Below are 13,936 nucleotides of genomic sequence, written 5' to 3' on the forward strand. Positions count from 1 at the left end.
CCTTTCGACAACTTAAATCAAAGAATTTTGCCCGACAAATCCACACTTGAAGTTTGCCTTACGCCCGGTCTTCTGCCACTCTATCCCATTACCGGAAAAGTGGTAGTGGTGATTGATGTTTTGCGGGCAACTACTACCATGTGCGTAGCGCTTGATCAGGGTGCTGATAAAGTTATTCCGGTGGAAACCATTGATGAATGCCTGAGCTACAAAGGAAGAGAAGGATACATACTCGCCGGGGAACGCAATGGGAGAAAGGTGGAAGGATTTCATTTTGGAAATTCGCCATTCGAGTTTATGAATGGCGTGGTGAAAGGAAAGATTCTTGTGCTTACCACTACTAACGGAACACGCGCTATTAAAATGGCCGAAAATTCACACCAGGTGGTGATTGGTGGGTTTTTGAATTTCTCAGCTCTCGCAAAATGGCTCATCAGCGAAGGAAAGGACACCTTACTGTTGTGTTCAGGCTGGCGCGATAAGTTTAATTTAGAAGACACGGTATTTGCCGGCGCATTAATTCATCACATCAAAGAATTTTTTCTCGTGGATTCTGATTCTGCATTTGCTGCTGAAAAACTGTACCTCAATTCACGTCGCAACATGTTTCATTTCATGAAGCAATCTTCACACTACCGAAGGCTGGCACATTTGGGCGTCATCAACGATATCAAGTATTGTCTTCGCCCGGATCTTACCGATGTGGTGCCTGTGCTCAAAAACGGAGAGCTCGTGCGTGCCGATTTTCGCAAAGACATGGAAGGTGAATTTTTTTCGCTGAACGATTTGGATTAGACCTCATTGAAACACCTGTCTGAATTGCAGCATCATCAGAATTTTCAAAGTATCGGGATGGCTCTTCATCACAAAGCACTAATCAGTAATTTGTAATTGAACAAACTTCTAATCATTGTTGGTCTGGGTGGTTTCCTTGGAACGGTTGCAAGATTTCTTTCGCAACAACTTGTCTATAAACTTTACCCGGTGGTGTTTCCTTATGGAACGTTGGTTGTGAACATCACGGGTTGCTTTCTCATTGGTATTTTTTATGCATTGTCTGAAAGAGGAAACGTGCTATCACCCGATTGGCGCATGTTTCTAACCACAGGATTTTGTGGCGGATTCACCACTTTTTCCGCGTTTACGTATGAAAGTGTACAATTGATTAACAACAAGGATTATCTGTACCTCGCTATTTACGCTTCCGTAAGTGTTGCAGCAGGAATTGCAGCCACGTTTGCCGGAATATGGCTCACGAAATCAATCGCCTGATTCATTTTTACAAAATGCATCGGAGTGCTGCCGGAAGTAATTTGCAAATAAACTTCTCCGTAGTGGTCCGATATTGTTCCAACACACTATATTCGTCCATCGCTAATTCTTTCTTATGGGTGCTTCTTCATTGATCGTTCTTGTTTGTGCGGCTATAGCTTTTTCAGCAGGTGGAATGGCCGTTGCAAAATTTATGGTGAAGGGAACAAAGAATGCTGCAAAAGGAGAAGCCTATGAATGCGGTATTCCTTCAAAAGGAACGCCATGGGATCAGTTCAACGTTGGTTACTATCTTTTTGCACTCATCTTTTTGATTTTTGATGTGGAGTTAATTTTTCTTTATCCGTGGGCTGTAGTGGTGAAGCAAATCGGATGGCCGGCATTTGTTGAAATTGTAATTTTTCTTTTCATACTCTTCATGGGATTTCTTTACGCACATAAAAAAGGAGCGCTGAAGTGGATGTAATCAGTTCACTTTTTCAGAACTGATAACAAGGCAAACCCCTTTAACCCTAAACATTTCAAACATTTAATAGTAACCCGACAGTTGGAACAAGTTAAAGTGCAGCCAAAAGAAGAAACGTTTCCCGGCCAAATTCACGAAACCCCGGGAGGTGGAATTGTTTTGAGTAAGCTGGAAGATGTAATCAACTGGGCCCGTTCCAATTCATTGTGGCCACTCACCTTTGCAACCAGTTGTTGTGGCATAGAAATGATGTCCGTGGCAGGTGCCAAATATGATTTCTCCAGGTTCGGATTTGAAGTGGCCCGAGCTACACCAAGGCAAGCGGATGTAATCATTATTGCAGGAACCATCGTGAATAAAATGGCACCTGTTTTAAAAAGACTGTATGATCAGATGGCGGATCCAAAATACGTGATTGCCATGGGTGCCTGTGCCATCAGTGGCGGTCCTTTTTTTTACAATACGTATTCAGTGGTGAAAGGTGCCGATCATGTAATTCCCGTGGATGTTTACATTGCCGGTTGTCCGCCACGTCCGGAAGCATTGCTCAATGCACTCATCACTTTGCAGGAAAAGATTAAGAGTGGAAAAACGAGAGAACAAATCAAGAGTGGAGTTTAAAAATTTGAAGAGTTTATATTGTTTGAAGAGTTTCTGGTTGGTGAACTAACCCTACAAACCCGAAGCATTTCAAACGCTAATAACAAATATGACCAACGAAGAACTTAAAACGAATATCACTGCGCTGCTCCCATCTGCAACTTTCGAGGAAGGTGGTGAATGGCTGACGGTGCTGATGGATCCAAAAGAATGGAAGCCGTTTGCACAACAAATTCGTTTCGATGATGCACTTCAATGCAATTATCTTTTTTGCCTCACGTGCATCGACTGGAAAACACACCTCACGATGGTGTATCATCTTTCTTCCACTGCTTTTCGTCACAATCTCGTAGTGAAAGCCAAGATGGATCGCAGCATACCGGTGATTGAAACAGTATGCGATATCTGGCGGACGGCAGAGTTTCACGAACGCGAAGTGTTTGAATTGTTTGGTGTCACATTTCTGAATCATCCTGATTTGCGTAAACTGATACTTACCGATGATTTTGAAGGATTTCCATTGCGCAAAGATTTTGAAGATACGGTAAACATGATTCGTTTATAGTTTGAAAAGTTGATACCGTTTGAAGAGTTTCGGGTTGGCGAACTAACCCTTCAAACACAAAACATTTCAAACCCGAAACAAAAAAAATGATTGAAGAAATAGGCACCACAGCAGAAGGCGATCTGGTAATAAATATTGGCCCGCAACATCCTTCTACCCATGGTGTGCTTCATTTGGTAGTAACGCTGAAAGGTGAAACGATTAAGAAAGTAGAACCGCACCTGGGCTATATTCATCGCTCCATTGAAAAAATGTGCGAGTCGCTTACGTATCGACAGTTTATTTATGTAACGAGCAGAATGGATTATCTCTCTGCACACATCAATAATCACGGTTGTGCTTTGTGTGTGGAGAAAGGGTTGCAACTTGAAATTCCGTCCCGCGCACAGGTTATCCGCGTATTAATGGATGAACTCACACGCATTGCTTCTCATGAATTGTGGTGGGGCGCGATGTCGATGGATCTCGGCGCCTTCACACCTTTCTTTCATGCTTTCCGCGAACGCGAAACCATAAATGACATCATGGAAGAAACCTGCGGCGCACGACTCACCATGAATTACGTGGTGCCCGGCGGTGTGATGTATGACCTTCATCCGGATTTTCAAAAGCGCGTGAAGGACTTTATGAAATTGTACAAGTTGAAAATCGGAGAGTATGACGACCTGATTACGGGCAATATCATTTTTCAAAACAGGATGAAGAATGTGGGTGTGCTTTCAAAAGAAGATGCCATCTCTTATGGTTGCAGCGGGCCCGTGGCAAGAGGCAGCGGTGTAAGTTGTGATATCCGGAAACTTTATCCTTATGAAGTGTATGATAAAGTTCAATTTGAAGAAGTGATTGAAACAGCCGGCGATTCTTTTGCAAGATATCTTGTACGGTTGAAGGAAATGAATCAGTCCATCAGCATAGTTGAACAGTTGATTGATAACATTCCTGAAGGAGATTTCCAGGCAAAGACAAAAGCGGTTTTGAAATTGCCGAAAGGTGAATTTTATTCAAGAGTGGAAACTGCCCGTGGAGAATTCGGTGTATACATTGTGAGTGAAGGCGGCACAACGCCTTACAGGATCAAATTCCGTTCACCGGGCTTCTCTAATCTTTCTGCATTGGATCATATGGTGAGGGGAAGCAAGATTGGTGATCTGGTTGCGACAATGGGAACATTGGATCTGGTAATTCCGGATATAGACAGATGAAGGGTTTGAAATGTTTGAAATGTTTGAAATGTTTGATGTGTTTGAAGTGTTTCCGGTTGGCGAGCTAAACTCTTCAAACCTGAAACATGTCAAAAGCTAAGGTTTAGAAAGTTTATGGGGTTTGAAAAGTTTAATGGTTTTGGGTTTAACCCGATTGTACTTAATACAGGAATCGAGTATGTTGAGTTTAGAAGGGATTACTAATTGGGTGAGTAACTGGTTGAATGCAACCTTTAATCCGGTGCTTGCATTATTGTTTCAATTCGTAATTGTTGGTGTGCTTGCCATCGCCTTGTTTGCGGTACTGGGATTGGTATTGGTTTTTATGGAAAGAAAAGTTTCTGCCTACATGCAGATTCGCTTAGGTCCGAATAGAGTGGGACCGCAGGGTATTTTTCAAACCCTTGCCGATACTTTAAAACTGGTGATGAAAGAAGGACTGACTCCTGATGGCGCTGATAAATTTCTTTTCAATCTTGCCCCTTATGTAGTAATGATTGTGGCCATGTTGATTCTTGCTCCCATCGCCTTTGCCAAAGGATTCCAGATGTGGGACATCAATATCGGTGTGCTTTATTTGTCTGCCGTTTCCTCCATTTCTGTAATCGGTGTTTTGATGGCGGGCTGGGCAAGCAATAACAAATATTCATTGCTGGGCGCCATGCGAAGCGGCGCTCAGATTGTGAGCTATGAATTATCGGCAGGACTGGCAGTGCTTTCAATTGTGATTCTTTCAGGAAGTCTCAGCATTTCGGATATCATTGCATCACAACAAAATGGCTGGTGGATTTTTAAAGGACATATTCCTGTCGTTATATCATTCGTCATATTTATCATTGCCGTAACAGCAGAAACCAACAGGGCGCCTTTTGATATGGCAGAAGCGGAATCAGAGCTGACCGCCGGTTTTCATACAGAGTATTCAGGAATGAAGTTCGCTCTGTTTTTCCTGGCTGAATATGTGAATATTTTCATTGTCTGTGCTATCGGTGCTACTTTGTTTTTCGGAGGATGGATGCCCTTTCACATCGGCAACTGGGCAGCGTTTAATCACGTGATGGATTATATTCCATCCTCGTTGTGGTTTTTTGGAAAAACATTTTTCCTGATTTTCCTGATCATGTGGTTCCGTTGGACATTTCCAAGATTGCGGATCGATCAGTTGCTGAATCTTGAATGGAAATATTTATTGCCGATTAGTATGTTCAACCTCTTATTGACTACACTGATAGCAATAATGGGTTGGTATTTTTAAAAGAGCGTTTGAATTGTTTGTAAAGTTCAGGTTGTTTGAAGTGTTAACGCAGGAGCATAACTTAAAACAAGATTTGGAAATACAAGGATGAAATTTTTTGAAGAGCGTTGATTGAGAAAAAATTAATAAATAGCTTAGAAAGTTCAGGCAGAAGTACTAAAGAAAAAAATGTTTCTACTCAATTACATAAAGGAAGTTTTCTCCGCAGTAAAATCCTTGCTGAAAGGAATGCGCCGTACAGGGTATTACTTCACACACCACAAGGAAATTATCACACAGCAATATCCTGAAGAACGACCGCAATTGCCCGAGCGTTTTAAAGGCGAAGTGGTGTTGACACATGATGAAAATAATGAACACGCCTGTACCGGTTGTACTGCCTGTGAGTTGGCTTGCCCGAACGGAACGATCAAGATCATTACGAAGCAGGAAGTAGGTGCAGACGGCAAAAAGAAAAAGGCACTCGACACATTTGTTTATCACCTTGAATTGTGCACGATGTGTAATTTGTGCATTGTAGCTTGTCCGACTGATGCCATTAAAATGGCGCAGACTTTTGAGCACAGTGTTTTTGACAGAAATCTTTTAATCAAGAAACTTAATAATCCCGGATCTAAGATCAGGGAAGGAGTTGAATGAGTACTTTTTTTAGTTAAGGACCGTAACAAGAATGTAAATGACCGCATCGCAAATTATTTTTTATCTCATCGCAGCTTTCATCCTCGGTTCAGGACTGCTTGCAGTTACTTCGCTGAAAGTATTTCGCGCAGCCATCTTTTTATTGTTTTCACTGATAGGCATTGCAGCATTGTATTTCTGGATGGAAGTGGAATTTGTTGCAGCCGTTCAAATCGTTGTTTACGTAGGCGGCATTGTAGTGCTGATCATCTTTTCCATTTTCCTTACACAGCATGCAGGCAGCGAAATGCCCAAACCCGGTTTCACCAGGACTGTTGCTTCAGCTTTTGCAGCGCTGTTTGGGTTTGCGCTAACATACCTGCTCATCTATCAGCACGGTTTTCAAGCGACAGAAAAGAAGTTTGAATGGAACATGGGAATGATCGGTTCACAATTGCTGAATACCGGAGTCAATGGTTATGCACTCCCTTTTGAAGTTATCAGCATTTTGCTACTGGCAGCCATGGTCGGTTGTATAGTGATTGCAATAAAGAGCAAAGGCAGCATTGAAAGTGAAAAAATGATTGAATCATGATGTGTAGAAAAAAGATTTCAGTATGAGCAGTGTTCCCTTGAATCATATTCTGTTTGTAAGCACGGCATTGTTTTTCATTGGTGTCTACGGATTTTTTACGCGCCGCAACATGATTACCATGCTGATGGCTATCGAACTGATCCTTAACAGTGTCAACATCAATTTCGTTGCCTTCAACAAATACCTGTATCCGGAAAAGATGACAGGCGTTTTCTTTACAATTTTCATCATTGCCATTGCCGCTGCTGAAGCGGCTGTTGCCATTGCCATCATCATCAACCTTTACAGAAGTCATCATTCGATTGATGTAGAGGATGCATCAGAGATGAAGTTTTAAAAAGTTAAAATGTTTGAAGGGTCTCGGGTTTGAAATGTTTGTGAAGTCAACCCGAATGCTGAAATCTGAAACAACAATGAACTATCAATACACAGCACTGATTCCGCTCTTGCCGCTCGCTGGGTTTCTTGTGCTCGGTTTGTTTGGAAGAAGATACATCGGGAATGTGTCCGGTATCATCGCGAGTCTCCTGCTGTTTGTTTCAGCGGCGCTTTCCCTGCAAACAGCTTACACTTATTTTTTTGTGAATGGGAAAGCAGATGGAGTTTATCAAACAGTTATTCCGGTTGACATAACGTGGCTTAAATTTTCAGATTCACTCAGCATCAATATGGGTATCAACCTCGATCCCATTGCGGTGATGATGCTTGTAGTGGTTACGTTTGTTTCACTGATGGTGCACATTTATTCGCTTGGTTATATGAAAGGCGAAGAGCGTTTCAGCACGTATTATTCATTCCTGCAACTGTTTACTTTCTCTATGCTTGGACTGGTGATGGCCGGCAATATATTCCAGATCTACATTTTTTGGGAGCTCGTTGGTGTTTCTTCTTACTTACTTATTGGATATTATTACGATCGTCCGTCTGCAGTGGCTGCTTCAAAAAAAGCATTCATTGTAACACGTTTTGCAGATTTCGGATTTCTGGTCGGGATTCTCATTCTTGCATTTTATTCGGAGACGTTGGATTTCAACACACTCATTCAAAGACTTACGACGCCAACGGCGCAACTGTCTTCAATTATCTCTGCGTCATTCATGGGTATTTCCGCACTTAGCTGGGGTTTGGTTTTGGTGTTTATTGGCGGTGCAGGAAAGTCAGCGATGTTTCCATTGCACATCTGGTTGCCTGATGCCATGGAAGGCCCGACTCCTGTTTCTGCTTTGATACATGCTGCAACCATGGTGGTTGCTGGTGTGTTTTTAGTGGCCAGGTTATTTCCTGTATTTGCCATGTCAGATCCTGTAGCATTACATCTTGTTGCAGACGTGGGTGTATTTTCCGCTTTGTTTGCAGCGGTAATTGCCTGCACACAAACCGATATCAAAAGAGTATTGGCTTATTCAACCATGTCACAGATCGGCTACATGATGTTTGCACTGGGAGTGGCAAGTTACGGTGGCGAACACGGATTAGGTTTTATGGCTTCCATGTTTCATTTGTTTACACACGCATTCTTCAAGTCGTTGTTGTTTCTGGGTGCTGGTGCGGTGATCCACATGGTCCACAGCAATGAAATGAATGATATGGGAGGCTTGAGAAAATCAATGCCTGTCACTCATTTTAGCTTTTTGATTGCCTGTCTCGCAATTTCAGGTGTTCCTCCATTTGCAGGTTTTTTCAGCAAAGAAGAAATTCTGCATGCTGCATTCAATTCGAGTTTGCCTGTTTACTGGATTGCGCTCATCACTTCAGGCATCACGGCATTTTATATGTTCCGGTTGTATTTTTCCATTTTCTGGAATAAGTCTGATGCGCATGCTATGCCATCATCACATCAGGACGATAATCAGGAAGCGACACATGGTGAAGGAACCTGGTCTATGAAAATTCCATTGATCATCCTGACCGTTTGTACTTTGATCGTTGGCTTTACTCCGTTCTCAGAATTTGTAACATCAGATGGAACTCCGTTTCAAACGCACTTCAATCTGAATTTCTCCATCCTGCCTGTGCTATTTGCCTTATCAGGAATTGCCATTGCTTTTCTGCTGTATCAAAAACAAAATGGGCGTTCAGAAAAAATTGCTTCTTCACTCGGAGGCATTTACAAAGCTGTCTATTCAAAATTTTATATTGATGAGGTCTATATTTTCATCACCAAAAAAATTGTTTTCAATTTAGTTGCAATGCCTGCTGCATGGTTCGACCGCAACATTGTAGATGGAACGATGAATGGCATTGCATGGACTACCGGTCAGGTTTCAGCCACTATCAAAGGATTGCAATCTGGAAAAGTACAGGGCTACGCTATTTACTTTTTCGGAGGAATAATGATGATGGTTTTGATTTTTGTTTATTGGTGGAAATAAAAATGGGATGGACTTTACTTTTTCAAAACACGCGATTGAGCAGATGCAGGAGCGAAGTATTTCGAAAGAGTCAGTTGAAAAAATTCTTGAGTATCCATTGGAAATAGTTTACGAGGAAGAGCATTCAATTTTTCATGGATTGACTTTTGAAAATAATAAACATTACTTAATCCGTATCTTCGTAAATCTCTTAGTGGAACCTAATAACATCATAACAGTTTATAAGACCTCAAAAATCAGGAAATATTATGAAGGTGAAATACGATAAAGAAGTGGATGTTCTTTACATCAAACTCAGCAATGAACCTATTGTAGAGAGTGATGAAGGAAAACCGGGAATCATCATTGACTATTCTGCGGCGCAACACATTGTTGGTATTGAAATCCTCAATGCTTCCACCAAAATGTCGTCACCGATAAAAGTGGAGTATGAAGATGCTTGAACAAACCTGACATACTAAGGATCATTCACAGCTAACGCTTCAGAAATTAATCCCTCAAATTCAACCCACCTTTCTTATTTTGCCAGAGCAATTTCGATGCTCTTCCAATGAACCTTTCACTGCTGATCCTATTTCCCCTGCTCACCTGTCTTGGAATCCTGTTTTCCAAAGGACTGAATCAAGTTCGCATCATTGCTTTAACAGGTGCCACCTTACAACTTGCTGCCGCAAAAATCTTATTGTTTTTCTATTGGCAAGAAAGAGCCTCAGGCAACACAGATCAAATGCTTTTTCAGTCAAGCTATTCCTGGTTCGCACCACTCAATATCAATTTTCATCTTGGCGTAGATGGAATTTCTATCGCCATGATTTTGCTCACCGCATTCGTTGTGTTTGCCGGCATTCTTGTTTCCTGGAAAGAAGAACGCATGAGCAAAGAATTCTTTTTCCTGCTTACTTTTCTTGCACTCGGCGCGTATGGATTTTTTATTTCGCTTGATCTCTTCACCATGTTTTTCTTCCTGGAGGTTGCTGTGATTCCTAAATTTTTATTGATCGGTATCTGGGGCAGCGGCAAAAAGGAATACAGCGCCATGAAACTGGCACTCATGCTCATGGGCGGTTCAGCATTAGTGCTGGTCGGTTTGTTGGGCTTATATTTTAATACAGATACAGGAAACGGAGCACATACTTTCGATCTCCTGCAGATTTCACAGATGAATATTCCAATGGAAGCCCAAAGGATTTTCTTTCCGTTTGCATTTGTCGGTTTTGGAATCTTCACGGCCTTGTTTCCATTTCACACATGGGTGCCAGATGGTCACTCTTCAGCACCTACTGCCGCTTCCATGTTTCTCGCGGGTATTTCTATGAAGCTGGGCGGATACGGGTGTTTAAGAATGGCTACCTATCTGATGCCTCAGGCCGCACAGGAATATTCATGGCTTATTGTACTGCTTGCAACTATTGCTATTATTTACGGAGCATTTGCCACTATGATGCAAACTGATCTTAAATATATCAATGCGTATTCTTCGGTGAGTCACTGCGGTTTTGTTTTGTTAGGCATCGGAATGCTTACGCAAACATCCATCACCGGGGCAGTAATGCAGATGGTTTCTCACGGATTAATGACAGCACTTTTCTTTGCTGCTATCGGCATGATCTATTCAAGAACACATACCAGGATGGTTTCGCAATTGGGCGGCGTGATGAAAATCATGCCTTTCATTTCTACAGTTTTTGTGTTAACAGGATTGTGTTCACTCGGATTGCCCGGTTTCAGCGGATTTGTAGCGGAGATGACAGTATTCATGGGATCATGGCAGCGTGCAGAAACGTTTTACAGGATTGCAACGATACTTGCCTGTGCTTCCATCGTTGTAACTGCTGTGTACATTTTGCGAGCCGTAGGATCAGCCATCATGGGTCCTGTAGTCAATAAAGAATTTTTAACATTGAACGATGCAAGCTGGAATGAAAAGCTGGCAGCAGTAGTGTTACTTGCCGGAATTGTGGCGATTGGTGTTGCGCCGTTTTGGTTGAATGATTTGATTCATCCTGGAGCCGAAGCTATAATGAATAGTTTGGGACGAACGGTGATGTTGAAGTGATGGGAGCGCAGATTTTTATGATCAAAGAGAATTTGTGTAAATTTTAATAGTCATTGAAACCAGCACTTAAATTTGAAATGAAATGGAAAGAATACTGATCATAATTTTTTTGCAATAAAAAATAATCCGTGTAAATCCTGACAATCATAAAAATCCGCGTTCCTTTTTTATTTGCGTCATAAAAAACAGGCAGTTAAAAAGTTTAAAGAAATCCAATTGATGAATGAGATTTTTCTTTTGATGAAATCAGAGCTGATCTTAACGGTCATCATCTTTATATTGCTCTTTCTGAAAATTGGATGGGAAGAAGTGAAGCAGGAAAGCATGCTCAACCTTGTGAACTTTCTGTTGCTCCTAAACTTCGCTGCAGGATTTTTTTTCAACCGGGAAGGGACATTGTTCGGAGATATGTTCGTTACCAATTCATTAATTGCGCTTGAAAAAAATATAATCAACCTGGGCACTTTACTCATTTCACTACAGGCTTATGACTGGCTGAAGAAGCATTTACATGCAATAGAATTTTATCTGTTGTTGTTATCAACCCTGTTGGGAATGTATTTTATGATCTCCAGCCACAACCTGCTTATGTTTTATCTTGGGTTGGAACTCTCTACTATTCCGCTCGCAGCACTTTCCAATTTTGATTTAGAAAAGCGGCGTTCTTCTGAAGCAGCGATGAAGTTTATCATGTCGTCGGCCTTCTCTTCCGGTTTATTACTCTTTGGTATTTCAATGCTGTATGGAACTACCGGCACGCTGAGTTTTTCTGAATTGACTCCATTATTAACAGGAAGTCCCTTAGAGATTTTTTCATTCATTTTATTGATCGCCGGGTTTGGTTTTAAAATATCAGCCGTTCCATTTCACTTGTGGACGGCCGATGTATATGAAGGTTCGCCTGTTGCGGTTACTTCCTATCTCTCCGTAATTTCAAAGGGCGCGATTCTGTTTGTGATGGCTTCTGTGTTATTTACTGTTTTCAAGCCTTTAGCGGATGCATGGTACAACATGCTCTTCCTGCTTTCGGTTTTAACAATGGTGATCGGAAATCTTTTCGCCATCCGGCAGAATAACCTGAAGCGATTTCTTGCATTTTCTTCCATTGCGCAGGTTGGCTTTATCCTGATTGGTATGTCAGGCAGTTCACCGGTTGCCACAGCATCCATCATTTATTTTGTACTGATTTACATCTTCTCCAATCTTGGAGCGTTTGGGGTAGTTGCTTTGGTAAGTTCCCGAACAGGAAAAGAAGACGTAGATGATTACAAAGGGTTTTATCAATCAAATCCAATGCTTGCACTCCTATTTACGCTTTCTTTGTTTTCTCTTGCAGGCATTCCACCAACAGCAGGGTTCTTCGGAAAATTTTTTCTCTTGATGTCGGGTGCGGGAAAAGGGAACTTTCTCTTGATCACGATTGCAGCGCTCAACATGGTAGTATCATTGTATTATTACCTGCGCATTGTGAAAGTGATGTTTATGGATCAACAGGATACACCGATGGAAAAAATTAGTATCACGCTTTTCCCAAAAATATCGCTGCTTGCCTGCATGGCAGGAATAATCATTATCGGTTTTACTTCACTGTTGTATGATTATATTTTCTCCCTGAGCCCTTCATTTTAAATTCAATTAAAAATGGCGATCAACAAAAATCATGAGTTTGAAGATCTTGAAGGTGTGAAGTGTGCGATAGTAGAAAAGAATGTAACTCCTGCCCGTGCAGATTTCCTGCAAAAAATATTGGAGTTCAATGGTTATACTGTTATGGTGGTAAAATCACCGCCACCAAAAGTTGTTGCTCCCAAAGTGATTCCGGTAACTGCAACAACAGCAGAAACTCCCGTTGCATCAACTCAGGCAATTGTCGAAACTCCTCCACCGCCTGAAACTTACACGATTGGTGTTACGGATGTCATGTTCAATTCCACCAATGCAATTTTCGGAAGACAGTTAAAGACAAAAAGCGGACATATTGTTACGCTTGCTTATTGGGAACAACAAGACGATCAGCCTCATGATGAGATTCCTTACTATGAAAACAAATTGCATTAGCAGGTTCGGCAAACATGTTTTTTATAAATTCTGAACATTCTTTCGCCAGTAAGAGTTATCAGGTATTGTTTTAAAATTGAGTGTGTATGGCATTGGAAAAATGGTTCACCGCTGTAGTGACAGATATTATCGATGTGACGGAAAATACCAAACGGTTTTTTTTCAAGGTTCCTGAATTGGAAATTTTCCATTTTATTCCCGGTCAGTTTATTACTGTTGATTTGCCGATTCACCACAAGAAGAATCATCGCTGGCGCAGTTATTCCATTGCATCAGCACCGGATGGCACAAATCAATTTGAATTGGTAATCGTACATGCGCCACATGGCCTTGGTACCAATTATATTTGGAAAGAACTGCGTGCAGGCTCTGCTTTATTATTCAAAGGCCCATCAGGAAGTTTCATACTTCCCAATGAAATTACAGAAGAAATTTGTTTGATCGCAACAGGTACTGGCATAGCACCGTATCGTTCTATGTTACTGGATCTTGTACGTAATCCTCGTCCTTATAGAAATATCTATTTGATCTTCGGATCACGTTATCTGAAAGATTTACTTTACCACGAAGAACTTGCAGCGATGGAAAATAAATTGCCCCGATTCAAATTCCTTTTTTCCCTTAGCAGGGAAACATCACCGGAATTCAACGGACATAAAGGATATGTACATCCTTTGTACGAAGAACTGTTTGCCGACAAACGACCAGCGAAATTTTATTTATGTGGTTGGAGAAACATGGTGGATGAAGCACGCGAACGCATAACAGCAATGGGTTACGATAGCAAATCAGTTCGGGTTGAATTGTATGGATAATCAATGTAGCCCGACATTGGGGGCGAGTTTTTTGCGCGCCCTTTTTTTGATAAGGAACTTGA

Annotated in this window: 17 protein-coding genes; all 17 read left to right on the plus strand. The window is 41.5% G+C overall.

Annotated elements, in window-relative coordinates; all coding sequences use genetic code 11:
• Positions 1–27: 27 nt before the first annotated feature.
• The 17 genes from IPO83_08425 (at position 28) to IPO83_08505 (ending at position 13,874) form a co-directional block, all read left to right on the plus strand.
• A complete protein-coding gene (locus IPO83_08425) occupies positions 28–795 on the plus strand; it encodes a 2-phosphosulfolactate phosphatase (GenBank protein ID MBK9731297.1) in 768 nt (255 codons plus the stop codon).
• A 96-nt stretch (positions 796–891) separates the two neighbouring features.
• On the plus strand, positions 892–1,272 hold the full coding sequence (gene crcB, locus IPO83_08430; protein MBK9731298.1) for a fluoride efflux transporter CrcB: 381 nt from the start codon (positions 892–894) through the stop codon (positions 1,270–1,272).
• A gap of 115 nt (positions 1,273–1,387) precedes the next feature.
• The gene (locus tag IPO83_08435; protein ID MBK9731299.1) at positions 1,388–1,738 is read left to right on the plus strand and encodes an NADH-quinone oxidoreductase subunit A; all 351 of its coding nucleotides are present in this window, start codon (positions 1,388–1,390) and stop codon (positions 1,736–1,738) included.
• Positions 1,739–1,804: 66 nt separating this feature from the next.
• Complete coding sequence (locus IPO83_08440) at positions 1,805–2,359, plus strand: NADH-quinone oxidoreductase subunit B (GenBank protein MBK9731300.1); 555 nt, start codon at positions 1,805–1,807, stop codon at positions 2,357–2,359.
• An 88-nt stretch (positions 2,360–2,447) separates the two neighbouring features.
• On the plus strand, positions 2,448–2,903 hold the full coding sequence (locus IPO83_08445) for an NADH-quinone oxidoreductase subunit C (GenBank protein MBK9731301.1): 456 nt from the start codon (positions 2,448–2,450) through the stop codon (positions 2,901–2,903).
• A gap of 86 nt (positions 2,904–2,989) precedes the next feature.
• Entirely contained in the window at positions 2,990–4,105 is a 1,116-nt protein-coding gene (locus IPO83_08450; GenBank protein MBK9731302.1) for an NADH-quinone oxidoreductase subunit D, read from the plus strand.
• A gap of 178 nt (positions 4,106–4,283) precedes the next feature.
• On the plus strand, positions 4,284–5,360 hold the full coding sequence (gene nuoH, locus IPO83_08455) for an NADH-quinone oxidoreductase subunit NuoH (protein ID MBK9731303.1): 1,077 nt from the start codon (positions 4,284–4,286) through the stop codon (positions 5,358–5,360).
• A 168-nt stretch (positions 5,361–5,528) separates the two neighbouring features.
• Positions 5,529–5,999, plus strand: a complete 471-nt coding sequence (locus IPO83_08460) for a 4Fe-4S binding protein (GenBank protein ID MBK9731304.1) — start codon at positions 5,529–5,531, stop codon at positions 5,997–5,999.
• Positions 6,000–6,036: 37 nt separating this feature from the next.
• Positions 6,037–6,573, plus strand: a complete 537-nt coding sequence (locus tag IPO83_08465; protein ID MBK9731305.1) for an NADH-quinone oxidoreductase subunit J — start codon at positions 6,037–6,039, stop codon at positions 6,571–6,573.
• A 22-nt stretch (positions 6,574–6,595) separates the two neighbouring features.
• Complete coding sequence (gene nuoK, locus IPO83_08470; GenBank protein MBK9731306.1) at positions 6,596–6,910, plus strand: NADH-quinone oxidoreductase subunit NuoK; 315 nt, start codon at positions 6,596–6,598, stop codon at positions 6,908–6,910.
• A gap of 76 nt (positions 6,911–6,986) precedes the next feature.
• Positions 6,987–8,945, plus strand: a complete 1,959-nt coding sequence (gene nuoL, locus IPO83_08475) for an NADH-quinone oxidoreductase subunit L (protein ID MBK9731307.1) — start codon at positions 6,987–6,989, stop codon at positions 8,943–8,945.
• 7 nt (positions 8,946–8,952) lie between these two features.
• Positions 8,953–9,213 carry a DUF4258 domain-containing protein gene (locus IPO83_08480; GenBank protein MBK9731308.1) on the plus strand — a complete coding sequence of 87 codons (261 nt, stop codon included), beginning with the start codon at positions 8,953–8,955 and terminating at the stop codon, positions 9,211–9,213.
• Positions 9,194–9,388, plus strand: coding sequence for a DUF2283 domain-containing protein (locus IPO83_08485; GenBank protein ID MBK9731309.1), 195 nt, complete (start codon positions 9,194–9,196; stop codon positions 9,386–9,388). Before IPO83_08480 ends, IPO83_08485 begins: the two co-directional genes overlap by 20 nt.
• Positions 9,389–9,495: 107 nt before the next feature.
• The gene (locus IPO83_08490; GenBank protein ID MBK9731310.1) at positions 9,496–11,001 is read left to right on the plus strand and encodes an NADH-quinone oxidoreductase subunit M; all 1,506 of its coding nucleotides are present in this window, start codon (positions 9,496–9,498) and stop codon (positions 10,999–11,001) included.
• A gap of 219 nt (positions 11,002–11,220) precedes the next feature.
• The gene (locus IPO83_08495; protein ID MBK9731311.1) at positions 11,221–12,630 is read left to right on the plus strand and encodes an NADH-quinone oxidoreductase subunit N; all 1,410 of its coding nucleotides are present in this window, start codon (positions 11,221–11,223) and stop codon (positions 12,628–12,630) included.
• Positions 12,631–12,642: 12 nt separating this feature from the next.
• On the plus strand, positions 12,643–13,059 hold the full coding sequence (locus tag IPO83_08500) for a hypothetical protein (GenBank protein MBK9731312.1): 417 nt from the start codon (positions 12,643–12,645) through the stop codon (positions 13,057–13,059).
• A gap of 86 nt (positions 13,060–13,145) precedes the next feature.
• A complete protein-coding gene (locus IPO83_08505; protein ID MBK9731313.1) occupies positions 13,146–13,874 on the plus strand; it encodes an oxidoreductase in 729 nt (242 codons plus the stop codon).
• Positions 13,875–13,936: the final 62 nt, after the last annotated feature.

The sequence above is a fragment of the Chitinophagaceae bacterium genome (genome assembly GCA_016717285.1).
Lineage (GTDB): Bacteria > Bacteroidota > Bacteroidia > Chitinophagales > UBA10324 > JACCZZ01.